The organism is Sphingobacterium detergens, assembly GCF_003610355.1.
GTDB lineage: Bacteria > Bacteroidota > Bacteroidia > Sphingobacteriales > Sphingobacteriaceae > Sphingobacterium > Sphingobacterium detergens.
Genome location: NZ_RAPY01000001.1, coordinates 75,021 through 99,189 on the forward strand (window position 1 = coordinate 75,021; position 24,169 = coordinate 99,189).

21 protein-coding genes are annotated in these 24,169 nt (G+C 37.5%); 12 read left to right on the plus strand and 9 right to left on the minus strand.

What is annotated here, in order from left to right; translation table 11 throughout:
• Both DFQ12_RS00385 and DFQ12_RS00390 read left to right on the plus strand, forming a co-directional pair.
• A complete protein-coding gene (locus DFQ12_RS00385) occupies positions 1-255 on the plus strand; it encodes an acyl carrier protein (protein ID WP_120257059.1) in 255 nt (84 codons plus the stop codon).
• A complete protein-coding gene (locus tag DFQ12_RS00390) occupies positions 252-758 on the plus strand; it encodes a 4'-phosphopantetheinyl transferase family protein (protein WP_120257060.1) in 507 nt (168 codons plus the stop codon). Before DFQ12_RS00385 ends, DFQ12_RS00390 begins: the two co-directional genes overlap by 4 nt.
• Positions 759-922: 164 nt before the next feature.
• On the opposite strand, the gene DFQ12_RS00395 is transcribed toward DFQ12_RS00390, so the two are convergent.
• From DFQ12_RS00395 to DFQ12_RS00410, 4 genes are all read right to left on the minus strand, one after another.
• Positions 923-2,518: a RagB/SusD family nutrient uptake outer membrane protein gene (locus DFQ12_RS00395; RefSeq protein WP_120257061.1), complete on the minus strand. Its 1,596-nt coding sequence runs from the start codon at positions 2,516-2,518 to the stop codon at positions 923-925.
• Positions 2,519-2,529: 11 nt separating this feature from the next.
• Complete coding sequence (locus DFQ12_RS00400) at positions 2,530-5,787, minus strand: SusC/RagA family TonB-linked outer membrane protein (RefSeq protein ID WP_208642401.1); 3,258 nt, start codon at positions 5,785-5,787, stop codon at positions 2,530-2,532.
• A 147-nt stretch (positions 5,788-5,934) separates the two neighbouring features.
• Positions 5,935-7,128 (minus strand): FecR family protein, encoded by a 1,194-nt coding sequence (locus DFQ12_RS00405; protein WP_120257062.1) that lies wholly within the window; start codon positions 7,126-7,128, stop codon positions 5,935-5,937.
• A gap of 74 nt (positions 7,129-7,202) precedes the next feature.
• Positions 7,203-7,715, minus strand: a complete 513-nt coding sequence (locus tag DFQ12_RS00410; RefSeq protein WP_120257063.1) for a sigma-70 family RNA polymerase sigma factor — start codon at positions 7,713-7,715, stop codon at positions 7,203-7,205.
• A gap of 530 nt (positions 7,716-8,245) precedes the next feature.
• On the opposite strand from DFQ12_RS00410, the gene DFQ12_RS00415 reads away from it, so the two are divergent.
• From DFQ12_RS00415 to DFQ12_RS00425, 3 genes are all read left to right on the plus strand, one after another.
• Entirely contained in the window at positions 8,246-8,773 is a 528-nt protein-coding gene (locus DFQ12_RS00415; protein ID WP_208642402.1) for a hypothetical protein, read from the plus strand.
• A gap of 106 nt (positions 8,774-8,879) precedes the next feature.
• Positions 8,880-9,275, plus strand: a complete 396-nt coding sequence (locus DFQ12_RS00420) for a VOC family protein (RefSeq protein ID WP_120257064.1) — start codon at positions 8,880-8,882, stop codon at positions 9,273-9,275.
• Positions 9,276-9,421: 146 nt separating this feature from the next.
• Positions 9,422-9,847 carry a DUF3995 domain-containing protein gene (locus tag DFQ12_RS00425; RefSeq protein WP_120257065.1) on the plus strand — a complete coding sequence of 142 codons (426 nt, stop codon included), beginning with the start codon at positions 9,422-9,424 and terminating at the stop codon, positions 9,845-9,847.
• 133 nt (positions 9,848-9,980) lie between these two features.
• On the opposite strand, the gene DFQ12_RS00430 is transcribed toward DFQ12_RS00425, so the two are convergent.
• From DFQ12_RS00430 to DFQ12_RS00440, 3 genes are all read right to left on the minus strand, one after another.
• The gene (locus tag DFQ12_RS00430) at positions 9,981-10,553 is read right to left on the minus strand and encodes a hypothetical protein (protein WP_120257066.1); all 573 of its coding nucleotides are present in this window, start codon (positions 10,551-10,553) and stop codon (positions 9,981-9,983) included.
• A gap of 285 nt (positions 10,554-10,838) precedes the next feature.
• A complete protein-coding gene (locus DFQ12_RS00435) occupies positions 10,839-12,425 on the minus strand; it encodes a discoidin domain-containing protein (protein WP_120257067.1) in 1,587 nt (528 codons plus the stop codon).
• Positions 12,426-12,637: 212 nt separating this feature from the next.
• Positions 12,638-13,438, minus strand: coding sequence for a DUF3667 domain-containing protein (locus DFQ12_RS00440; RefSeq protein WP_244211645.1), 801 nt, complete (start codon positions 13,436-13,438; stop codon positions 12,638-12,640).
• Positions 13,439-13,557: 119 nt separating this feature from the next.
• Between DFQ12_RS00440 and DFQ12_RS00445 the strand changes: the two genes are divergently transcribed.
• The 4 genes from DFQ12_RS00445 (at position 13,558) to DFQ12_RS00460 (ending at position 17,770) form a co-directional block, all read left to right on the plus strand.
• Entirely contained in the window at positions 13,558-14,313 is a 756-nt protein-coding gene (locus DFQ12_RS00445) for a response regulator transcription factor (RefSeq protein ID WP_120257068.1), read from the plus strand.
• 74 nt (positions 14,314-14,387) lie between these two features.
• Positions 14,388-14,987: an NAD(P)H-dependent oxidoreductase gene (locus tag DFQ12_RS00450; RefSeq protein ID WP_120257069.1), complete on the plus strand. Its 600-nt coding sequence runs from the start codon at positions 14,388-14,390 to the stop codon at positions 14,985-14,987.
• A gap of 129 nt (positions 14,988-15,116) precedes the next feature.
• A complete protein-coding gene (locus DFQ12_RS00455) occupies positions 15,117-16,238 on the plus strand; it encodes a vWA domain-containing protein (protein WP_120257070.1) in 1,122 nt (373 codons plus the stop codon).
• Between the two features lie 65 nt (positions 16,239-16,303).
• Complete coding sequence (locus DFQ12_RS00460) at positions 16,304-17,770, plus strand: sigma 54-interacting transcriptional regulator (RefSeq protein ID WP_120257071.1); 1,467 nt, start codon at positions 16,304-16,306, stop codon at positions 17,768-17,770.
• 847 nt (positions 17,771-18,617) lie between these two features.
• Here DFQ12_RS00460 and DFQ12_RS00470 read toward each other — a convergent pair.
• The gene (locus DFQ12_RS00470) at positions 18,618-19,016 is read right to left on the minus strand and encodes a DUF1801 domain-containing protein (protein WP_120257073.1); all 399 of its coding nucleotides are present in this window, start codon (positions 19,014-19,016) and stop codon (positions 18,618-18,620) included.
• 513 nt (positions 19,017-19,529) lie between these two features.
• Positions 19,530-20,774: a sialate O-acetylesterase gene (locus tag DFQ12_RS00475; RefSeq protein ID WP_120257074.1), complete on the minus strand. Its 1,245-nt coding sequence runs from the start codon at positions 20,772-20,774 to the stop codon at positions 19,530-19,532.
• Positions 20,775-21,059: 285 nt separating this feature from the next.
• On the opposite strand from DFQ12_RS00475, the gene DFQ12_RS00480 reads away from it, so the two are divergent.
• The 3 genes from DFQ12_RS00480 (at position 21,060) to DFQ12_RS00490 (ending at position 24,163) form a co-directional block, all read left to right on the plus strand.
• Positions 21,060-22,199: a helix-turn-helix domain-containing protein gene (locus DFQ12_RS00480; protein WP_120257075.1), complete on the plus strand. Its 1,140-nt coding sequence runs from the start codon at positions 21,060-21,062 to the stop codon at positions 22,197-22,199.
• A gap of 150 nt (positions 22,200-22,349) precedes the next feature.
• Positions 22,350-23,408 carry a serine hydrolase domain-containing protein gene (locus DFQ12_RS00485; protein WP_120257076.1) on the plus strand — a complete coding sequence of 353 codons (1,059 nt, stop codon included), beginning with the start codon at positions 22,350-22,352 and terminating at the stop codon, positions 23,406-23,408.
• A 56-nt stretch (positions 23,409-23,464) separates the two neighbouring features.
• The gene (locus DFQ12_RS00490) at positions 23,465-24,163 is read left to right on the plus strand and encodes a 6TM ABC transporter family protein (protein ID WP_120257077.1); all 699 of its coding nucleotides are present in this window, start codon (positions 23,465-23,467) and stop codon (positions 24,161-24,163) included.
• The last annotated feature ends 6 nt before the right edge of the window (positions 24,164-24,169 follow it).

A 24,169-nucleotide genomic window follows, 5' to 3' on the forward strand; every position in this document is an offset into this window, starting at 1 on the left:
ATGAACAGAGAAGAACTAATTGACGCATTAAGGCCTATCATAGCACCATATACTGCAAATGATGACGCTTTTGGGAGCCTTAGCGAGGATACTGATTTCATTCACGACCTCCAAATCAATTCTGCCAATCTGGTTGATATAGTATTGGATATTGAAGAGAAATTCGATATTGTTATTGACAATCCCGATATGGAACGTATGCTCAATGTAAAGGCAGCTATTGATATTATAGAAAGCAAACTTCAAATGAAATGATTGGTAATGACGTCATCGATCTGGTGCAATCCCGCAAAGACAGTAATTGGCGACGTAGGGGATTTATTCCGAAATTATTTGGTGCTGATGAGCAATTGTTAATAGCAAGTAGTCCAGATCCCGAGACTACGCTATGGCTCTTATGGAGCATGAAAGAGGCAGCTTATAAGATATGGAATAGAGAAACCAAGATCCGGAAATATATGCCTAAAAAACTGGTTTGTACAATATTCCAGCAGTCGATCAGTAATGCTTATGGCCGGGTTTTTTGTGAAGGGAATATCTACTATACAGAAACAATTCTTGCGCCTGATTTTATACATTCCATAGCTGTTAGCGTTTTTAGTCTTCTAGACTACGTTATTGAAATCGAAAAAAATGAAATTGTCAAAGACCATTTTGGCATTCCATATATTGCTGTAGAGGGGGGGACAGAACTATTTGCAACTTCAGTAAGCAATCATGGTCGTTTTGAAAAAGTTGTTGCTATTTTGCGCATATAAGGGGGGCTACTTCTTGGCATTGCTCGAAAGGTCTCTCTTTTCGCTTAGGTAGGCTATTCCTATTAAAAGTTGTATTGAACAAAAGAAAAATAAAATGCAAAAGCGACATTCCATAAGGAATGCCGCTTTTGCAATATCGGATAAAAGAATACAGTTGTATTGGATTAGTAACCCGGATTTTGCACCAAGTTAGGTTCTACCTGAAAACTACTTTCGTGAAATGGCCATAGGTATTGGTGATTTAAGAACTTTCGATCCTCAATTTTAAGTACCTCAGACTGTCCAGCACCATTCAAACGCATGTGACCGAGAGCTGCTTGATTAAGTACCGTTTCTGCCGTTTTCCATCGCAAGATATCACTATAGCGTAATCCTTCGCCAGCAAATTCGATTCTTCTTTCGTTGCGGATGAGCGCTATCCATTCCTGCTGTGATTTTGCAACTAAATTGACATCCGCAATGCTCATATCAAGTCCGGCTCTTTTGCGAATTTGGTTGATACAACTTTTAGCCAGTTCATCTATTTCATTCAACATAATCTTGGCTTCGGCATAGGTTAAAAGGACTTCGGCGTAGCGGGCTAAAGAAAAATGCATATTTCCACCAGTACGGAACGCATCGGCTTGGTCCACAAATTTCTTAAACCAGTATCCCGATCTACTACTGCGTAGGTTTTGGTAGTAAAAAGCGCTTTTGGAATCATAGATGTCTATTTTTTCATTATTGAAGAGATCGCCATGACCAAATACACTGGCTTCATACCGTGGATCGCGGTTTAATTTTGGATTAAGCTCATAGGCTTGCTTGCTGTGTAATGGACAGTTGTCAATTGGTCGCCCCTGTAAAGTCCAATAACTATCCACGAGTGCTTTTAGAGGAACGACATAAGATTGTCCATTTCCGGTTCGATATTGTGGAGCCAGATGTTGAAATGACGCCGTTGCTGAATTGTTATGACTCTCCATATCGAACTTGATGATAAACTCTTTGTTGGTTTTATCTGCTTGATAGTTAAATAGATTGGCGTATTGAGGGTGCAGTTGATATTTTCCACTATCCATTATTTCCTTAGCAAGCCTCGCCGCCAGTTCGTACCTTCCATTATAGAGCGCATAGCGCATAACCAATGTTTTAAAGGAATACTTATTGAACATATATGCATTTGTAGTACCTTCATTTTCCGGAAGTCTATTGGCGACATCTTCACTCATTTCAAAGAGTTTGTCGAGGATTTCGGCTTTAGGGGTCACAGCTGGTGTTGCCTCTTCCAGTTTAACAGGAGTAAGCACAAAAGGGACATTACCCCAAAATTCTGTGATCCTGAAGTAATGCCAGATGCGCAAACCTTCAAGAATTGCTTTATACCTTTGCCGCGTAGATTCATTTTCGACATAGGGAACGTCAACATTTGCCAAATAGGTGTTAATGCGTCCTATATGCTGATTGTGTAAATTCCAGTAATAAACAGCTAAAGCAGAGTTGCTGGTCATATTGCCGTTGGCAATGATCATATGGTGGTCTGTCTCAATGCGGGCATAAGCATTGTCCGAACGACCTTCGGTCATATAAAAAAGGAGACGACGTTCACCTGGACCCATAAAAGCATCCAAATAACTGCTATAGACCACACGACGTAAATCCTCCTCTGTGTTAAAAAACTCATCAAAGGAAGTTGCTGTTGGATCTCGTTTATCAAGAAATTTTTCGCAGCTACTAAGTGTCGCCAATGCTATTATCAGGGTAATAATTTTCTTTTTCATTGTATATGATATTAAAAAATGCTCGCACTTAATCCAAAACTGTATGTTGCCATCCGCGGGTAATTTCCATTACCACTACCGATCCGCTCAGGGTCTAGTCCTTCCCACTTTGTCAAGGTGAATACATCCTGGGCGTTTACATAAATCCGCAGGTTTTTGACACTTTTACCAATGGATGGAAAAGTGTATCCAAGTTGAAGTGATTTAACACGGAAATAGGCCGCATTGCTGAGCCATACATTACTCAAAAGTGTGTTCGGCGTAGAGCCTGTCCATAGACGTGGGAAACGACTATTTGGATTTTCCGGACTCCAATGGTCGGCAACATATTCAACACGTGGTGCCCCTAGATCATTGCTGTTTCCATCTACATAAACTGGATAGGCTTCCTGACCAGCTAGCCTACCAGTTCTCTTACCCACACCTTGACCTAACGCAGAAAAATCCCAGCGTTTATAATGCAGGTCAATATTGATAGCGTAATTGTAATAGGGAAGTGGATCCGCCAGATAAACACGGTCATTGTCGTTAATGAGACCATCCTGATTTTGATCGACATAACGGATATCACCAGGTCTAGAATTGGGCATTTTTGCTGCTGTTTCATCAATTTCTTGTTGATTCTGAAAGTAGCCATTTGATTGAAAACCATAATAATTATTGATTGGGATCCCTTTATACCATATCTGATCATTATTGCCTTTGAAAATCAAGCGGTCATTTTCATTATAGCCAGCCTTGAGTATGCGATTGCGATTATTGAATAGCATTGCACCGACTTTATAGGAGAAATCATCTTTCTTGTCAGACCAGTTTATCGAAACTTCCCAGCCATTATTCTCTACCGCACCAATATTTACTGCTGAGACTAAGGTGTATGAGCCTGTTAGGGGCGGAACAGCAAATTGATCATAGATTAAATCATACGAATTTTTATGGTATACCTCGGCTGTTAAAGAAAGTCTATTTTTGAAGGCATTCATATCGAGACCAAGATTCCATTGTTTTTGTTTCTCCCATGAAAAATTAGAATTAGGAACACGCATTGTCCATCCCCAAGTATTGACAGATTCCTGCCACAGATACGGGGCTACATTTTCATTACCAATTAAACCGTATGAGGCACGGATTTTAATATTGTTGATCGTCTCGGATTCGAGGATAGGTTTGAAAAAGCTTTCATTATGCAGGTTCCATGCAAAGGCCCCTGATGGAAAGAATCCCCAGCGATGACCCGGTGCAAATTTACTGCTTCCATCCGAACGACCTGTTAATTCAAATATATAACGGTTATCAAATGAATAGTTTAATTTACCAAAAAAAGAAGCCTTGCTAATTTCTCTAAAATCGGTGAAGGTATAGCTCATGATCTCAGAACCTGCGGTGAGATAGATTTTGTCTTTGTCCTGACGTAGTTCCTTATTGTAATTTACCAATGCTCGCGCAGTCAGTTGGCTCTCACTTACTCCCTGTGAGGCATTCACATCGTTACCCCATATGCTGATTGGCGCCCCTTTTTCATCAAAGAATTTATAGGTTAATCGCTTTTGTTTGTCGGCAGATTTATTGATCATGTATGATACATTTCCTTCGATATTTAGGTTACTGTTAATATTGTATTTAGGTCGGAGATTGATCGTACTACGGTCATGCATATAGTTTTTGGTACCACCATGTTTAATCGAAGCTATCGGATTAATGTTGTTATGCAGAATGAATGGTTCAGGCCTGTCTACATCATAGTAGATCTGTTGTGTTGGGTTTAGGCGCCAGGCTTGTTGATAGAGCCCGTGACCATCATCATTTGCCATCAGCCTATTGACTTGTAGACGATGCGCGTAAAAATCGGCCATCAAAACAAACTTATCTGCAATATTGATATTTGTGTTGAATCTGGCCGAGAATTTTTGCGTCCCTTCAATATTGTTAAGGCCATTTTCCTTAATATGACCCAACATAAGGTTAAAAGTACCGACACCTCCACCACCAGAAATACTAGCGTTGTTGTTGATTGCGGTAGAGGTGCGTTCCATTATTTCATCCAGCCAGTTAACTCCTTTTATTTTTCCACTCGCATATTGTTCAATTGTTTCATCAGAATAGATCGCTGGTTGCCCTTGTTGGATCAGTGTTTCATTTCGCAATTTCATAAAATCAACTGCGCCAACAAATTCTGGAAGATCTATCGGTTTGTTTATTGCATACCAGTTATTTGTAAAAACCTTGAATTGGCCAGTTTGTCCACGCTCCGTTTCGATGATGATAACGCCATTGGCACCGCGGGAGCCATACATAGATGCTGAAGCCGCATCTTTAAGTACCGTAATACTTTTCACTTGGTTAGGATCGATATCGTGGATACTCTGTTCCATTCCATCTACGATGACCAGAGGATCGGCATTTTGTAGTGTACTGATACCGCGAATAGAAATGGTGCCAGGTACACTGCCAGGAAGACTATTCCCTCGCATCATTGTAACACCAGCAATTGTTCCCGAAAAGGCATCCTGCATTTTATAGATTGGACGGTTTTTTACTTTTTCCATATCCATTTGAGATACGGAGGAGGCGAGGTGCTTTTTATCGACCTCTGAAAATCCAACGACCACCACCTCTTCAAGCCCAATTTCGTCGTTGTCCATGACGATATTGAGCTCAGTTTTGTTGTTGATGGGAAGTTCAAGTTGCTTAAAGCCCACTGCGCTGAAGATCAACGTACCTCTATTCCCATTTGGGAGAGAAAGTTGAAATTCGCCTCTAGCATTTGTTGAGGTTCCAATGTTTGTCCCTTTGAGCAAAATGCTTACTGCATTTAATAGATTTCCTTTTGTGTCATGTATTTTCCCTTTAATAGTTCGTTGCTGATACAGCATTTCGCTACTTGATTGATCATCAGGTACATTTTCCTGTTTCCGTTTTATGACGACAGTACCACGATGTACCATGTAATAGAATGCGCTATTTTTAAAGAGCTGATCAAGTGTTTTATTCAGGGTTGCATCTGTTATTTCAAGATTTGCTTTTTCATTATTCAGTAAGCCCTCCATAAAGATGAAACGTACTCCTGTCTGCTTGGTGATGTTTTTGAGGACCGTTTCAATCTTTGCATTTTTGGCGTGCAGTGTAATCTGAGCAGAGCTTGAAGCATAGGCACCCATCATGGATGTTGCTAATAATATTCCTGTCAGTTTCATTTTGATTAGATTGTTCAAAAATTTTCCTTTGTCTATAGGACAAAGAATTCCTTTTGAATAAAATAAATTATTCATAATTTGGTAGAGAATTAATAGTTTATGATCAGTTGTTAATTCAGTTAGATGCAGGAGTATTGGAGTACTTCTGCATTCTTTTTCATACAATATTTAGGTATTTATCTTCTTACATATTATAAGCCCTCCTTTTCTTAGTTAGATAGTTTATTTATTTTTGTCAGTCGGTTTGTTAACGATTAATTTTTCTTTGTCGATTGTTAACTGATAGCCGGTCAGGTCTTTCAGTAGATTACAGACCTCTGCAAGGGTCACATCTCTTTTTATACCTCCTTTGTAACGCCTTTTGTCTAATGAAACGTTGGAGTCTATGTTGATACCATACCATCGGCTTAATTCATCGAGAATCTGCTGCATATTTTTATTATCGAAATAGAAATAGCCATCTTTCCATGCTGTTGCTTCCTCCATATCTGGTATAGGAAAGGCTACCAATTGACTGTTAACCATTTTTACTCCATTTCCAGCATCTATAAAAATCTCTTTTTCTTGTCCATTGACTTTTAGGCGTCCTTCTGTTAATAGTACTTTGGCGTTGGGCTTATAGGAATTGATATCAAAAGCTGTTCCTATAGCTTGGATACTAAGGTCATTAGCCTCTATGATGAATGGTCGTTTTGTGTCCTTGGCAACTTCAAAATAAGCTTCACCTTTTAATGTTACCTTCCGTTCATTTTCAGTGAAATTTGCTTTATAAATCAGTTCTGATTCCGAATTCACCCATACACGTGTACCATCACTTAGCGTTATCGCTATAGTAGATCTCTTGGGCACAATTAAGGTGTGTATCGGGTTAGACTCTTCGGTTTTGAGCTGTGAGTATAGTAATTTTCCATCTTTTAATTCGATACCTTGAGAAAGGCTTTGATCGACTTGTTTATTCATTAAGTTAATGTCTTCTTTTCCTTTAATCTTCAGGATAGCACCGTTTTCCCCTGGGAGGACATCATTTTTCTGTCCATAGACCTTATCTGGGATAAGATAATTGATAGGTTTTAGATAGGATTTCCAGATCCAAACAAAAGTAAAGAGTAATAGTAGTGCAGCAGCTACTCCGATAGTAGTTTTCCATTTTCCATTCCACCGACGATAATTTGGAGCAATTTTTCTTTCTTTATATTTGGTTTTTAAAATTTCCCACTCCTGATCTAGATCGGTGCTGCGTAAATCAAATGGAACTTGGATATCCGTATTCGCAAGACGGTGGCGTAAACTATCCTTTGCCTCAGGATATTTTTCCAACAAACGTTTTAGCTCATTTTCCTGTGCAGTAGATAATTGTCCATCTTTCAGGAGTAATGAAGCCAATTCAGCCAATACTATTTTATCGGTTTCTATCATAATTCAATAACTAAATAACTTGAGGAATCAAAAAGGGTGACTCGGGATGAAAAAAAAATAAAAAGAAATAATCTTTAAAACAAAAGGAAGTTTAAAATTAAATTTAGGAATTTGGTTTTCAAAAGGTTTATTGCACGCATGCGTTGGGTTTTTACGGTGTTGACAGACACATCCAATTCCTGTGCTACCTCGTCATATTTCATGCCATCCAAGTAGATTAAACGGCAGATTCGCTGACAGCCTTCAGGTAATTGGTCAAGTTCGCGGTGTAATGCGCCAATCAGTTCGGAATTGATAAGATCGTCCAGGATATTATGATTGTCGGATTCTTCTACGGTGATGGAATTGCGTATCTTATCAAATACCATATCTCGTCGTTTGGTGTTCATTGCCATATTTTTTACGGAGGTGTAGAGAAAACTTTTGATAACCCGTTCTCCTTTCTCCAACAGCTCTGGTCTATCCATTAGGACAATAAAAGCATCTTGTACAATATCCTTGGCTATTTCCTCCGAGTTGACCCATGGAAAGGCAAACGTACAGAGCTGTAGAAAATATGTTTTAAAATAATATTCGATGGATAACATTACCTAGCTATTTTTTAAAAATATAGCTATTATACAAAAATATTGGGAACAATGTGCTTAATTCATACAAAGCGATACCAGAGCTGTTTTTGCCAATAAATAATTGAAATGAACATTTTTAAGCGTTGTTTTTTTGCTTTAGTGGGATGATTCGGCTGTTGTTTTTATCTTGTTTGCTCTAAAATTGTAACAAAAAAAGTTTTGTATTTATCCCAAGAAACTTCCAACATCGGCTACAATTATTTACCAGTTTTGAAACCGGCGCGGATTTTCCTCTTTTCCAGTTCAGTTAGATACCTTAGGGGATTTGTTCTGAATGTTCCTATGCATACTGTATTCACTCTTATCGGTGCAAGCTCAAATCCAGGTGGACCGTAAGGATCTCAGCAGCAGGTGCATGTCATTGGTTGGATTTGGCTTAATCCAAGTCTAAAAATCAACTTTAGACCTAAAAAAACCATCATTTTCAGGGATATTTTAGTTTGATACCTTTAGTTACTTTTGATATCTAATATGATTAAAATAGTGCGATGAAACAGATTCTGGTTTTAATTTCCTTTGTAGCATTTGCTGGCTGTAAAATCAATACACAGAAATTGCAAATTTCTGCTATTCAAACCGTACCAAAACGCGTGGCAAAAGAGAATCCCGAAACTGGTACAACATATACTTTTACAAGCCGTAACGAAATAACAGAGCGGTTCGCGCCCCAGATTTTTATGCTTTCCAAAACTGTTGAAACGCTAGAATTTCGTATACAAGGAAATATTAATTCCAGTGGACATACAATGAGTCAGGTCAGAAAAATTCGTTTCGAAAAAGGCGAACAATATGGTAATACCATTACACTGCGCTACTTTGTTGAAATCAAGAAAATTCCTGGCAAGGAAAATGAAGATGTACGCGGTTATAATTATACAAAAGATGAAAAGTATAAAATACCGAATGATGTTAAATTGATACAAATCGAATTGTATGAAGATCGACTTAATGACACATCAGTTATTAATCCAGTGCTCATCGCTCAACATACCTTTAATTTTTTTGCGAGAATATAAAGGCTTGCTTGTTTGACAAAGCAAGAGGAATAGGAAAAACTTGTCCCATGACAATCTTTAATCTGTTGAAAACCATTAACTTTATGCTGTACAAAAATGAGATAATATGAAACCTAAAATGATATGGGCCAATTTGGCGGTTGCTAATCTGGAACGCACACAGAAATTTTATGAAGTACTGGGATTTAAACCCAATAATCCCCATACTTCTAATGACCTGGTCAGCTTCTTTTTTGGGGAAAATGATTTTATAATTCATTTTTTTCTGAAAAATATACTGGAATCGAATGTAAAAGATGTCAATTTTGGCGATTCTCAGATAAGCAATGAGATCATATTCACACTTTCTGCAGAAAGCAAAGAACAAGCAGATCAATGGGCCAATGAAGTTGAAAGTGCTGGGGGAACGATTGTATCCAAACCGACCAGTTTCGGTAATAACTATTATGGATTTGTCTTTGCTGACCCTGATGGTCATAAGTTTAATGTCTTCAAGATGTAGTAAACATCTGGCCCTATGTATGTTTTTTCTAGCTTACTTATCTTAAATAGCCACAAAGCATAAGCAATAATGTTCAATGCTGTTGTTTATGCAATAAAAAATTACTTTTTAAAGGTGATGTATATTTTAAAGATTATATTTATCGAATGGAATTTATATTATCAATAGTAATTGCCAATATCTTTATTTTGCTAGCATTACTTCATCTCTTTTGGGTATTCGGAGGTCAGTGGGGGATTAGCGCTACCATCCCTACAGACTTGAATGGAAGAAGGTTATTTAATCCTGGTTGGCAGGGGACTTTACTTGTCGCCATTGGATTATTATTTTTTGCATTGATAAACCTCTCTGCCATTGGGATGATAAAGGTTCCCTTCGAGAATCGCTATGTACTTTACGGCATGTATGTGATTAGCGGCATTTTCTTTTTGCGATTTATAGGTGATCTGAAATATGTTGGTATATTTAAGAAGTATAGACAGTCGGTATTTGCATCACGGGATACCTACATCTATAGCCCACTGTCCTTGTTTTTATCACTTTCCAATGGACTTTTAGCCGTTTTATTATAAGGGATACGGCCCTGTTTTTCTGCCCTTGTATTAATGATCTGTTTGCCCATAATTTTTAAATTACACAGAGTACATTTTGCCCTTAATAGCTATTCGATTTCTTTTGGGGATATGCTTCCTTGTTGAAGAGTTTCTATAGTAGGCCTTTTCTTTTTTGAATTATTTCAACAATTTCCTGCGCCTTATCTCCCGAAATGTTTCCGCCAAAATTTATTTCTTTATTTTCATAGTTGAAGGTAATACAGCCATAGGTTTGTAAATTGATCAAACTACCACGGGAAACAAGAAAATTTAAAAAACTGAACTTATAATCAACCAATTTTAAATTTCTTACCTTATTTAAATCATATTTCTGTGGTCTGGTGAGGAATGTCCCTTTTTTTTCGATCATTAGTCCATCTGTTTTTAATTCAACCTTTGTATTGCCAAACAGATTCCAGAGAAAACTACGATAGACTGTGACAAGAAAGAAAGTCCAAATGAATGTAGCTGCCAGTAATTTGAAATCACCATTCACAGTATACAAATTGCTTATTAACAGGATATCGATACCTGTGAAAAATATTAACAACGGAATAAATACAAGCATCGTGGCTGGAATTCTTTTCTCTGCGAATTCGAATTCCAATAGTTGAAGATCGGTCGTTTGATTTTTAATATAATTTGTTTTACTCTCCTCGGGGTATTTTACTTGTTTTTGGTCCATGATTAACTTTTCATCATTTGATTAAGACATACAATAACTAAAATAGTGATTTATCGATTGAAATCCATATTCCAGATTTAAAGGGACAGTTTTATCGTCATAGGCTCTATATTAGTGGTTGATACCAAATATATTAGAATAAATAAAAGGAGCAGTTCAAAAATCAAAAATGTGCTCCAGGAATTGAATATTTGAAAAAGATAGTGTAGATGGTTACGAAATAAAAAAAAATAGGAGTGTCCGACCTTTGTGGACACCCCTCTATAGGTTTAAGCGAATTGAAGACTAATTAGAGAAGACTCCAAAGTCCGCAAGGTGTGAATAGAAGAAATCACCCCAGGAATTCACAGATTCTATTTTAAGATAGCGCGTGCTAATTGTTGAATCAAGATTAACATTGATCCAGGAACCCGAAACTTTGCTCAGCTGAGCAGATTTAATTAAGGTCCAACTTGTACCATTGGTGCTCGTATAAATATTAATATCTTTCATCGCTCCATTCAGATTATCGCGGTTTCGAAATGCAAGTCCTTTTACCGACCGTAGAGCACCCATATTCACAGAGAAGAAGTGCGGTTGTGGTGTTTGGGCTGAAGACCATGGTGTATGCCAGATTGTACTTCTGTTCATATCTAACACATTGCTTGCGGGAGCACCAGATTCGTTGCTGTCACTGCCTAAGATTGACCAGCCTGTTGTTGGCAATAGTTTGTGAGTGACAACTTTGCTGAGATCAGGAACATTATTGACAAAGTTGTAAGCATAACCTAATGTTGAGCGGCTTCCGTTGACATGCATAAAGCCGATACGCATTTCATAATTTCCATTTAAATCATAAAAATCTGCCAGCGGGCACTCGAATCTGAAGCTATCTTGGCCAATGATTTTTGTCGCCCATTGTACTGCATCATAATCATTATTGCCACCAAAAGGTTCCCTGTCATGCCAAACGACGATATCATTTACAGGTTTGGTTGTGGTAAATTTTCCGGAAATAATGATTTTGTCGTTGCTGTAGCTTGAGGATAATGAAGTTATTTCCGCAGATGCCGCACCATACCAGTCATTTCTTGTCACAGTGCTAAACACTTGACTGTTATTAAAGGTTGCTGCAGTGGTAGCTGTCAATGAAGTGGTGGAGATTCCATAAGTTGAATTGCCAGATCCCATCAATGCAGTACCTAAAGTCGGAGCCAATGTCTTGTTCATTCGGTTATGACTAGCATTTAAGCCATGGCCAAGTTCATGAATCATTCCACCTATCCAGACTGTCGCTTTCCAGCCAATATCTCCACCTATTCCGAGGTTTTTGGCGTCCAGATTTATGTAATCTAAAGCATAACAGGTCGTGCCAGTACCATAGAATGGCGGGCCGCCTGGATTGGCCGGATCGGTATTATAAGTAGGAATAATAATCAGGTTATGCTCACTTTTTTTGAACGTGGGGTTCTGTGCAAAATAGGCATCTACTTCGGACTTTACAGCACCGCTACCACCTGAATAAGGGTAAGTTGACTTACCAAATTTTCCGGCAATGTAATGGATATTGATCAGGGTGTCATTTGTCAGATCCAATCCGAAGGATTTGCGCCCAAAACCTTCGCGGTTCATATTCGAGGCAAACATTTCCTGTGCATCAAGAAGGATTCTACTGATTCGTTTTCCAAAGTTAGGGATTGAATCGACATCATTAGGCACGAAGTAAATGACATTGAGTTTGTACGGATTTTGGCGCCATTCATTCGTAATCGTTGCGCTGGATGCTTTTAGTTTTAGATTTTCACTTTTTTCATCCGTTGGGATGAGCGTCTTATTACACGACGCTACACCCAGAGCCAAGGTGGCAATCAATAAATTTAAAAGTTTTCTCATAATGGTTTATATTGTATAATAATGAATATAAACCATTGAGCTTATTATCTAGAAAAAAAATTATATTTTTTATCCAATATTGTTTAGTCAATCGATTGATAAATGGATTTTAATAATTGTTTTGTAACATTTATTAATTCAGTTGATAAAAATTAAGTTATAAGGCGGAGGTGATTTATCCCTTTTATAAATAGATCCGAAAACTATTATTGTCAATGAAAGATAAGATCTATTGTCGAACCGATAGTAAAGACCACTATTGTAAACGTAATATATCCTAGAATGTATGCGACAAAGGCTTTTAGATAACTAGCTGTTTTTTGTGGATCGAAAAACTGTCCTATAGACCAAATGCAATATGACATACCTACTATACTAGAGAGTACCATAACATTTTTATGTGTAGCACCTTCGATTATTGCAAAAAGTGAATGTATTAACATGCTCATTCCCAGAGTAAAACACAACAGGATGATAATTTCAAAAAGATTGAACCCATATTTTTTAAAAAATAATTTTGCCCAAAATGCAATAAATATCCCTATCATAATATTGGCATAGCCATAATGGGTTTGAATCCATAGATACATAGCACCCGTTGTGGAGTGTCGGGATTCATAATAACTAACATATTTGTCTTCAACATGAAAATAATGGCTTACAATCGAGTAGATCAGTGAGGTGACAATAATAAAAATAATGGGTTTGACCAAGCGACTTCGATTCTCAGAAATGTAATTCCGAACATTTTTTCCCGGAGTGGTGACTAGTTCGCGGATAGTATACAGAATCCCCCGTTCGAAATGAAGAATATGTTCGATCTCATGGGCGATATAGTGTGCATCTATTCTTTTAAGGACCGCGGGTTGACCACATTCTGGACAGAAATTGGAAATGATATCAGTTCCACAGTTTTTGCAATTTGTCATTTTTAAGTTAATTAAGGCTGTAATGATATGTTTCGGTTTGTTGTTCGCCAAAGCTCTCCGATTAGGGATAATTGTTGTCCACATAGTCAATAGATTTTTGGCTCCCTATTGATTTCTATTTTGCTCAAAAATATTACTGATTATCATAATAAAAGCTACACCTGAGTGTAGTTTTATTTATTTTTGAAGTATAGAGTTTGAACATGGATGTTAACGATTTATTTTCACCCAAGAATACGGTGGATAGTCTTTCAGCAAAAGATTTAGAACAGACCAAAGATTATATAGAAATAGTTAAAGCTTTCGCACGCATTACCTATCAAAGTATCTATGTGATAGATTATCAATTGAAAGCATTTGAATTTGTTTCAGATAACCCGTTGTTTCTGGCAGGTTTAAGTTCAAAACAGGTTGTTGAGATGGGATACGGATTTTATCAGAAATATGTCCCTGCGACGGATTTTCAGATGCTCATTCAGATCAACAATGCTGGCTTTAATTTCTATGAAAATATTCCATTGGAGGAGCGGAAGCTTCATGTTATATCCTATGATTTTCAAATACAAGATGCAAATAAGAAATATATTTTGATCAATCACAAGTTAACACCGTTTTTTCTAACCGAGAAGGGAAAGATATGGAAGGCCATGTGTATCGTATCTCTATCTTCAAATGTATCTTCAGGAAATGTAACCATAGAAAAACTTCATTCTGATTTGCTGTGGGAGCTTGACCTATTGACCGGTAAATGGATCGCCCGTGAAAAGATTAATCTTACAGAACGTGAAATCGAAATATTACGTTATTATCATCGCGGACTTACTATCCACGAAACTTCCGAAAAGATCTTCATTTCAATCGATACGGTTAAATTTCATCGACGGAAATTATTTGAAAAATTGGGCGTAGGCAATATGAATGAGGCCTTGACCTTTGCTTTGAATAATAGGTTGTTATGAGTATTTCGTTGTCAATCTCGTTTTGATTAAACGACAAGATTCGCAAAAGAAAATGTAATTCTAATCGTATCATTATGAATATTTTAATTGTTTACAGTCATCCGAGCGAGAAATCCTATACTTTTGAGATATTCACCCATCTGAAGAATATATTGGCAGCCCAAAAATGGAATGTTGAAGTCTCTGATTTATATGCAAATAATTTTCAGGGTATTATGACCGCAACGGAATACCAAAGAGAAGGGAATGCGGATACAGCGCTGCCAATTCCTAGGGATGTGATTGAAGAACAGCAAAAAATTGAAAATGCTGACTGTATTATCTTTCTCTATCCGGTCTGGTGGAGCGATTGTCCGGCAATGATGAAAGGTTGGTTTGACCGGGTATATTCGGTTGGCTATGCCTATGGACAAAAGCCAGACTTGCCTAAAATGAAAATAGTCAAATATGGAATAGTCATCTGTACTGCAGGTCATCCCAATAACTTTTTAGAGGAAATCGGCATTGCCCAAAGCATGGAGAAAGTTATGCTTGAGGACAGGTTAGGGAAACGCTTTCAGCACAAAGAAATGCTTATACTAGGGGGCACCTTGGCAATTGACAATGTGCGGGAAAAACATCGGGAACAAGTCAATGAATTAGTGAAAAAGATAAACATTGATCCGTTGTTGTGATTGGCATAATCGGGATGAAATTTTGGATATGTGACTCTTTATAAGAATTATTATTTCGTAAATTTATCTTATGAAGCGATTCCGATATCTATAGATAAATAGCTTCTTCATCCTTAATATAACAAATGCATGGACAGCACGAAACGAAATAGGGGCTTTCTCTTCACACAATATGCCGAGCCGTTTCAGACACCTTTTGATAAATTATTTACTATTTTCAAAGAACTGATTACACATACTGCCGGTGATTTTGATGAGGCTATTGATTGGCTGCGTCAATTGGATAGAGAGTTCAAATTGACCACTCCAGAATATACGATCGACGATTTCATTGCGGATCTCAAAAACAAAGGATACATCCGAGAAAAATTTGGCTTTGGCGGTGATGGCGGTGTAGACCTTACCTCTAAGCTGGAAAAAGCTTTGCGACAGAATGCATTAGATCAGATTTTCGGAAAGATGCGAAAAGGATCGTCAGGTAACCATAAAACCAATCATCAGGGGCGGAGCGACGAAAATATGGGCGATTTTAGGAGCTTTCAGTTTGGAGACAGCCTGGAGAAAATCGTATTGACCGAGAGCTTGAAAAATGCACAGATCAATCATGGGATAGGAGAGTTTAGCTTATCAGAAAATGATCTGGTTGTAGAGGATACGCAGTTTAAATCGCAAATGAGTACAGTGTTGATGATTGACATCAGCCATAGTATGATTCTATACGGGGAAGACCGGATCACACCCGCGAAGAAAGTGGCTATGGCCTTATCGGAGCTCATCATCACACGTTATCCCAAAGACTCCCTTGACATCATTGTCTTCGGTAACGACGCCTGGCCGATAGCGATCAAAGATCTGCCTTATCTGCAAGTAGGACCTTTTCATACCAATACTGTCGCTGGCCTTCAGTTGGCGATGGATATACTCAGACGAAAACGGCATGCCAATAAGCAGATCTTTATGATTACTGACGGAAAGCCGAGCTGTTTAAATATGCCTGATGGCACTTACTATAAGAATCCGATGGGTTTGGATCCTTTTATTACCAGCAAGTGCTATAGCATGGCAGCACAAGCCCGAAAGCTGGGGATACCCATTACCACCTTTATGATCACTTCAGATCCTTATCTGCAGCAATTTGTTAACGAATTTACAGCTTCAAACCAAGGCAAAGCATACTACACAGGACTTGGAGATTTGGGCGGAATGATTTTTGAAGATTACGAAGAAAATCGCAAAAAAAGAATACGATAAACACATCGTTTATCGATAATAGGATATCATCTTGCGCAACGTTTGCGCCTCATCATTAGGAATATATGGATTATACGAAGATTACAACATTTGGCGCATTGAAAACATCAGGTTACAAACCTAAGACGATAAAAGAAGAATTGCGCCAGAATCTGATTACAAAAATAAACAAAGGCGAAGACGTTTTTACTGGTGTACATGGTTACGAGGACACAGTTATTCCCGAACTTGAAAGAGCCATTCTCTCCAAGCATAATATTAATTTTCTAGGTCTTCGTGGTCAGGCAAAGACACGCCTGGCTAGGCTTATGGTTAATCTGCTGGATGAATATATACCTGTGGTACAAGGTTCGGAGATCAATGATGATCCATTTAATCCTATATCGCGCTACGCGCAGGAATTATTGAAGGAAAACGGGGATGACACCCCCATAAGTTGGCTTCATCGAAGCGACCGTTTTGCTGAGAAACTTGCCACTCCTGATGTGACCGTAGCAGATTTAATCGGTGATGTAGATCCTATCAAAGCCGCTAATCTACGCTTGAGTTATGCGGACGATCGTGTGATTCATTTTGGCATGATTCCACGGGCAAACCGTTCGATATTTGTGATTAATGAGCTGCCCGATCTTCAAGCTAGGATTCAGGTGGCCCTTTTTAATATCTTGCAGGAGGGGGATGTTCAGATTCGTGGATTTAAGTTACGTCTACCATTAGATGTACAGTTTGTGTTCACTGCAAACCCAGAGGATTATACCAATAGGGGAAGTATTGTGACGCCGTTGAAGGATCGGATAGGATCCCAGATACTAACACACTACCCCGCATCTGTTGAGGTGGCAAAGGCAATTACTGCCCAAGAGGCCAATTTGGAAGCTGCGCAGAAGGAGCGAATATATGTTCCTGAGCTGGCTCGTGAATTAATTGAGCAGATCAGTTTTGAAGCCCGAAATAGCGAATATGTTGATGAAAAAAGTGGTGTCAGTGCGCGGATGAGCATCACGGCATTTCAAAACCTGTTAAGCACAGCCGAATTGCGTATGCTTAGAAACAGAACAAAAGCAACAGCGGTGCGCTTGAGCGATTTTATGGGTATCGTACCGGCTATAACCGGTAAGGTGGAGCTGGTTTACGAAGGTGAACAGGAGGGGGCTGCTACTGTGGCGTTGCAGTTGATCGAAAATGCAGTAAAAAGTATCTTTCCGGTCTTGTTCCCCAAAATTGAGAAGCTGGAAAAGGAAAACGAGCGTTATCCCTATGATGATATCGTTCGTTGGTTTTCGGAATCGGAGGGTATTGAGCTTTCCGATGAACTCACTGATGCGGATTATGAGAGCTTATTAGATCAAATGACACCTATCCAAACGCTGATACAACAATATCAGCCAGAAACGAAGACGGAAGATCGGTATTTCCTGACCGAATTTATACTGTGGGGATTAGCACTAAATAGCAAATTAAGTAAATTTAGATTAGGCAATGGCCTGCAGTTTCAAGATAACTTTCAAGGATATCTGAGAAACAATCTATAACAATCGGATAAAAGCTTCCCTCTGTCAGTTCGAGGGAAGCTTTTATGTTTTATGTGTTTACCTATTGTAGGATATATAGCAGGGAATAAAGATAAGCCTTGACTGTTTTTCCAAACGAATATAAATCCATTGATAATGAAATTTGCAGAATATTTAGTCCCTGATTTCTCTCGGCTGCTGGCTGCATACTTTATATTTCGATCACTTTTCCTATATATTTTTAATATATTGCTGGGTTCCATTCTTATACGGATTTCGTGCGGCAATATAGGAAAAGATCTTCCTCCAAATACTATAGCATAATCTGATACAAGTTGAGTATTATCTCCTGCACACGAAGACTCCTGAGGATCACCGATTTCTACCCTATGGATTATCTTTTCTAATTCGAAGCTAATGTTGAATATTAATATGTAGATAATCAAAACCAACAACCAGTACCTAATTTTTAGCGTTATTAATGCCATTCCTAGTAATATATTGATGGTTCCAATAGTTATTCTGAAATAAAGAATAGACTCCAGCTCCATCTCGTACCAGTAGCAACTCTTACAAAAATGATATTGATAGAGGGTATGAATATCACTAAAAGTAATTAAACTGTTAAATAGGACCATTAGTACACCGATGATCCTACAAAGAATGGGCTGTGTTAGGATATTGCTGACAATCTTCTTTACATTGCCTGTCGACCTTATCATAGTTTACTCCAAGATAAATTTGATGCATTTTGTTTGCAAATAGGGATGGATAATACGCCTCTTTTCCAATTCAGATCATATACCAAATAAAAGGACAAACTGAGCACATCCCCCAGTTTTGGTCAATCTATAAATTCGCATGGGTTTTACTTCTTTTTCAGGTACCGGTTTATTACTGGACTGAAGTCTATTTTGGAAGATATCTGCATATGGTCTATCAAAACCGATTCCGGAAATTCATCCAACGATTTAAAATTAATACAGCCCTTTTGGAACTTGGCTTTGGGCAATTTTGATTTTAGCTCATCTATGAGTTGGGGGTTGGAATACATCACCAACGAGTGGAATGAGATATAGTTTTTAGCAACTGTAAGTCCATATTTGAAAACACCCTGTTCATTATAACTGATCGCATTGGGATTAGACATGAATTTTCCAAAACTTTCAGAAACAGCTTTGTCATTTTCTAATATTACTTTTCGGAATTGACTAATCGCTTGTTGCTCGGTTTGCGAAAGCGTACTGATATATTGTTCTATTTCCATAATTTTTTATCGTCCCTAGGTCTTTTGTTTACCATCTAAAATTATTCAATTTTCTTTGATTCAGCTATAGTTCTAGATTAAAAAAATAAACTCCTAGGTTTAAAGACCAGCTGGTCGAAAGGTACGATTTCTAAGGTGTATCAAACGTTTATGACGACAGAAGGTCTTGATCAAATCTGGACTAAAAAGATAAATGTAAAACCAGAGGTCGGTTATATCAATGAGTTCAATTTTAATAAGGGCGAACCAACCAGAATGAAGGGCCTTGAATTGAAAACAGAGAACCATATTCTGTGGGAATATATAACCTAAGATAAGGAATCGACGGGGGCAAAGTGTCATTTTTGAGCCTCTGGGAAAGAACAATAAAATTGCAGCAATACTAAGATACGCTAATTGGAAGGAAATCATGGAATACAATAGATGCTGCAACTATAATTAGTCCATGTTTCTCCAGCGATTGAAGATTACTGTGAGGATGGAGCCCTGAGATAGGCTAACCTCTGCTCAAAATCACCGTTCTAAATGTTGCGATTGTTTCTCATATTCATGTTGCGAGAGCAGCCCTGAGGCATACCTAATTTCCAGCACCGTTTTCTTTTCTGCTGCTGTCAATGGTCGCTGTTCTAATCTTTGGATTGTTTCTTCCTCATTGTCCAGCGCACCAAGTATATTGGTCTGCCGATGAAATGCCTGAAAATATCTCAGCCCAAATTTTCGCAGGGATGGCGCATCAAAATGCAATCCATCGGGATTGGAATTTAGCTTGCTAGCACTCACAAAATAACAATTGTCACTATTTTCGGTAAAACCTAATAAAGCTTCATTCACCTCGCGGGATTCAGGAAAGTATTGTCCGTAGCGCCCCAATGGTAAAAAGTCGCCAAGGCCACCCGAAATAAAAGGAATGTCGGCCGCTTCCAAGGCATTTCGGAATGCATCGACTATATTTTTCAATTTTTCAGCATATTGCTTTGAACGTCCCATTAAACTGTCATTTTCACCCTGATGCCAGAGTATGCCATCCAAGGAACTGTTTTCCATGGCTAGTTTGGCCTGAAAAATAGCATTTTTGAAGAGTGGACCATCGGTGCGCCAGTCATCCAGACTACTTCCGCCATCAGCACATGGAATAAGTCCGATCTCACGATCTGGATTCTTCTCCAGCCAGGCAGCGGCGAAGCTTGATGCAAGACTGATTCCAGACGTTGGACGGTCACAATTAATAGGTTCCCACATCGTTTGCCAACATCCGTTGCGGAGCATTTTTATTCTTTCATCAAAAAGTAGGGGAGCTTGATTTAAAAATCCTCTTCCAGCCATATTAGATTGGCCAACCATCAGAAAAGAATGTACCATATGTTTGTTATTATCTTGTTGTCCGTTTAAATACTCATCCACTATAGGCAGATCCGCTTCTGCCCAGTCGTAATTCTTTAGCTCAGCGGCATCTACCCATATCGCTTGCGCATGTTCCAGTGTATCCACTTCACCCGAATGCAGACTGCATACAAATGGATAGAGCTGTAGTGAGAATTCGGCGTAATGGTGCTCTACCACCGTGAGCGCTTTATGTATCGTAATATCAATATTGAGTTCCTCTTTGATCTCCCTGCGTAGGCAGTCTTCTTTAGACTCTTCGGCTTCAATCTTCCCACCCGGAAATTCCCATTTCAATGGTAGCTTCATCGACGCAGAGCGTTGGCAAATCAGAATTTTATTAGCGTCTTGTATAATCGCACAGGTTACTTGCAGCATAGTGCTCAAAGGTAATGATCTTCCTCGTTAGGAGTATAAACTTTATCATAATTTCCACATATTGAATTGCGACTAGCCGACCTGAGCTTTCATTTTTATCCTTTTCCTATCGCAAAGTTCAACTTAAAAAATCGGTACCCAGCCTGCTTTGCTAGAATATACTTTGATAAAAAAAACAAACAGACAAAGTCAATCTAATTTTTATATTTGCATTTGTTGGATTTTTAATTTCAATACACTGCCTGAATACCAATAGAAATGACCATAAACAAAGAAAAGTAAGGAATGGATAAAATCAATTTATTAATTATTGTAAATATAGTCTCTTTATTCATTTCACTGTTTCTCGCATTTTTCTTGTTTACGCTTAAAACAAAGCACAAAATAAGCAATTCATTATTTGCTATTTTTCTGATATTAAATGCAATAGATGTTAGTGAGCCTGTATTTAATATGATGGTTGATGGCCCCTCAAATTTGGGAATGTTTAGAGGTACATTAATCTTTCTGCAAATTCCCGTTTTTTATCTTTATATCATATCTGTTTGTTACGCTGATTTTAAGTTAAGGCCGAAATATTTACTACATCTGCTTCCATTTTTAATTGTTAATTTGGTTTTATCACCACGTTTTTATACTGTAGGTGTAGCATCGAAAATAAGTTTTATTCAGAATCGTCAAAATATGATAGAGTTCCAGTTCCTTCATATTTTAATACATCTTCAGATTATTACCTATATCACTGCTGTTTTTAGTGTATTAAGAAAATCAAAGACACTATATCTTGAAAATTTTGCCGGGAAAAGCGTCAGTTCATATAATTGGCTGTTTCAGTTTACCATTGTATTGACCATTTTATATCTCGTAGCTCTTTTAAAAAACATTCTTAAATTTTCGGATTATCCACATATTTCAGAATGGTTAAAGATTGGACTTTTAGTATCTTCTCTTTTTGTTTTTTGCTGGTATCTATTTAAAGCATTAAATAATCCGGATATTTTTAGAAATATTGACTCAAAACTAAAGCTTGTTTCTGAGCTCGTTTCAGAAGAAAATAGTCGTGAACAGTCAACCCTAGCTGAACAGAAACATAATGAGGAGCTTGTGAAGTTAAGAAAGTATATGGTCGAGAAAAAGCCCTTTCTTAATCCATCGCTCACCATTCAAGATGTATCCAATGAGCTAGAAATTCCAGTTCGGGATTTATCTCTTTTAATCAATCATCAAATAGGACAGCATTTTTACGATTTTGTGAATACTTATCGTATTGAGAATGCGATGGATATTTTAAAGGATGATACAAAAAATAAGGTCACTATCCTCGAAATTTTATATCAAGTTGGTTTTAATTCAAAATCTTCTTTTAATACCGCGTTTAAAAAACATACGGGTATTACACCAACAATTTATCGTAAGGGTCTTTAAATTAGCTGCTTGTAATTATTCGTACTCCTTTTGTAATTACTCGTACTCATTTTTCTGAAGAAATACGGGCGACTGCATTTATTCGGTCGCATAACTTGAATGTCTTCCACATCTTTGTATCGGAATAAATTTTAACCTAAATACGATACAATGAACACTTCATCAAAACTTTTAGTTGGACTATTATTTATTAGTAGCTTTTCTTTTGGACAAAACCTGAGCAAAAGAATTGATTCCATCGTAAATGATAATTATAAAAAAAATCCTGAGATAGGAATTAGTGTTGGCTTTATCAATAACAATGAAGAATATTATACGGCCTATGGTAAGTTGAATGCAGAGAGTCAAACAAAAATTAATAAAAACTCCATCTTCGAAATTGCGTCAATTACCAAAATCCTGACTTCAAATTTAATTGCACAGGCAGTTATGGATCATAAAATAAAACTGGATGATTATATCGATGGATTTCTTCCCAATGGGTATATACTCCAACCAAATCTTCAAAACAAAATTAAAATCTCGGACCTGGCATCACATCAGTCCGGTTTACCAGATCTAGATTTTCCGAAATTGATGGAACTGAACCCGCAGCAGCCTGTAAGTAGCGTGACTGCTGAAACATTAGCTGGAATAATCAATAATTGTAATGAACTAAAAGATTATGGTAAATATCGCTATTCCACAATTGGATATACTTTAATGGGACAAATATTGGAGAAGGTGTATGGTAAGAGCTATGATGAAATTATCAGCGCTAACTTGATAAAGCCATTACATATGACCAATACCTTAACGAAGGATTTTGATGTAGAAAACAGAACAACTGCTCACAATCCAAATGGAGGAATCCAGGAATTTTTCAAATGGAATATTACGGCACCTGCAGGATTAATAAAGTCTGATGCTTCTGACATGGTTGCCTACTTAAAAGCCGTTTTAAATAATGAAACAACAGTAGGGAAAGCAGCTATCATCACGGAAAAAGTAGTATATAAAGATGAAAAGAGAGAGATGGGATTAGGACTTAACATTGTATCAGATGATAAAAATACAATTTATATGAAATCTGGAGATTCTATGGGACAGTCTTCCATCATCTGCTACAATAGAAATAAAAAATGGGGTATTATCATACTTCTTGATCAGAGAAACTCAAAAATGAGACAGGATCTGTTGAACACAATTTATGATACAGTCTTGAAATAAATAGAACCATAAACAAAAACAGTTGACAAACACAAAAAACTTAAACTAAAGAAAGAATGAACCCACTATTTATAATTCCGGTCATATTAATCATTGCAGGTATAGTTTTCATGATTATTATGAATAAAAAACATAAAACTGCAAAATCAGAAATTGATTTAGATGTTGAGAGAACTCGATATGCCCAATACAAACAGGAACTTTTAATACAGGATTTTTCAAAATTAAAACGATGGATGAATGGTAAACCCATTGATGCGTTTACTTCTGCATCTGTTCCTCAGTCAACAGCCAATAAAGTGCAGGAACTCGTAACTGATGGATTGAAAAACGTAGCATTGTCTACAATTGGTGTAAAGCTTAGACGAATTGAAACCGATTGTTTTTGGGCCTTAAGTGGAAACGATCTACATTTTTTCAGCACAGATACAGTGGGCGAATTAGATGAACACATCGTATTTGATAATTTTAGACTTGAAAAGGCTGCGCTTCAATATGGAGGTATCCTGAAATCGCAATTGGGTATTTATTCAAAATCATCGGAGGAATATTTACCAAAAACACATGTTATTACTTTTGATATTGATGGAAGTTCATTATCTCTTGAAATCCATGATAGACTTAATTATCGGATTGACCCGCAAGATCTGCTCAATCTAAAGATACAATTGGAAACAAGAGCAAAATATCAGGTCGTTGGTGAGAAATTTATTGGAGTTTTACAGGATAAATTTCCTAATCTAACCATGTCATAATATAAT

Coding starts and splice junctions, on each gene's coding strand:
- DFQ12_RS00440 (WP_244211645.1), bottom strand. CDS start 13,438: ATGTGGACAACAATTATCCCTAATCGGAGAGCTTTGGCGAACAACAAA.
- DFQ12_RS00400 (WP_208642401.1), bottom strand. CDS start 5,787: ATGAATAATTTATTTTATTCAAAAGGAATTCTTTGTCCTATAGACAAA.
- DFQ12_RS00405 (WP_120257062.1), bottom strand. CDS start 7,128: ATGATAGAAACCGATAAAATAGTATTGGCTGAATTGGCTTCATTACTC.
- DFQ12_RS00415 (WP_208642402.1), top strand. CDS start 8,246: ATGAAACAGATTCTGGTTTTAATTTCCTTTGTAGCATTTGCTGGCTGT.
- DFQ12_RS00455 (WP_120257070.1), top strand. CDS start 15,117: ATGGACAGCACGAAACGAAATAGGGGCTTTCTCTTCACACAATATGCC.
- DFQ12_RS00485 (WP_120257076.1), top strand. CDS start 22,350: ATGAACACTTCATCAAAACTTTTAGTTGGACTATTATTTATTAGTAGC.
- DFQ12_RS00470 (WP_120257073.1), bottom strand. CDS start 19,016: ATGGAAATAGAACAATATATCAGTACGCTTTCGCAAACCGAGCAACAA.
- DFQ12_RS00420 (WP_120257064.1), top strand. CDS start 8,880: ATGAAACCTAAAATGATATGGGCCAATTTGGCGGTTGCTAATCTGGAA.
- DFQ12_RS00460 (WP_120257071.1), top strand. CDS start 16,304: ATGGATTATACGAAGATTACAACATTTGGCGCATTGAAAACATCAGGT.
- DFQ12_RS00425 (WP_120257065.1), top strand. CDS start 9,422: ATGGAATTTATATTATCAATAGTAATTGCCAATATCTTTATTTTGCTA.
- DFQ12_RS00435 (WP_120257067.1), bottom strand. CDS start 12,425: ATGAGAAAACTTTTAAATTTATTGATTGCCACCTTGGCTCTGGGTGTA.
- DFQ12_RS00445 (WP_120257068.1), top strand. CDS start 13,558: ATGGATGTTAACGATTTATTTTCACCCAAGAATACGGTGGATAGTCTT.
- DFQ12_RS00390 (WP_120257060.1), top strand. CDS start 252: ATGATTGGTAATGACGTCATCGATCTGGTGCAATCCCGCAAAGACAGT.
- DFQ12_RS00480 (WP_120257075.1), top strand. CDS start 21,060: ATGGATAAAATCAATTTATTAATTATTGTAAATATAGTCTCTTTATTC.
- DFQ12_RS00395 (WP_120257061.1), bottom strand. CDS start 2,518: ATGAAAAAGAAAATTATTACCCTGATAATAGCATTGGCGACACTTAGT.
- DFQ12_RS00490 (WP_120257077.1), top strand. CDS start 23,465: ATGAACCCACTATTTATAATTCCGGTCATATTAATCATTGCAGGTATA.
- DFQ12_RS00450 (WP_120257069.1), top strand. CDS start 14,388: ATGAATATTTTAATTGTTTACAGTCATCCGAGCGAGAAATCCTATACT.
- DFQ12_RS00385 (WP_120257059.1), top strand. CDS start 1: ATGAACAGAGAAGAACTAATTGACGCATTAAGGCCTATCATAGCACCA.
- DFQ12_RS00475 (WP_120257074.1), bottom strand. CDS start 20,774: ATGCTGCAAGTAACCTGTGCGATTATACAAGACGCTAATAAAATTCTG.
- DFQ12_RS00410 (WP_120257063.1), bottom strand. CDS start 7,715: ATGTTATCCATCGAATATTATTTTAAAACATATTTTCTACAGCTCTGT.
- DFQ12_RS00430 (WP_120257066.1), bottom strand. CDS start 10,553: ATGGACCAAAAACAAGTAAAATACCCCGAGGAGAGTAAAACAAATTAT.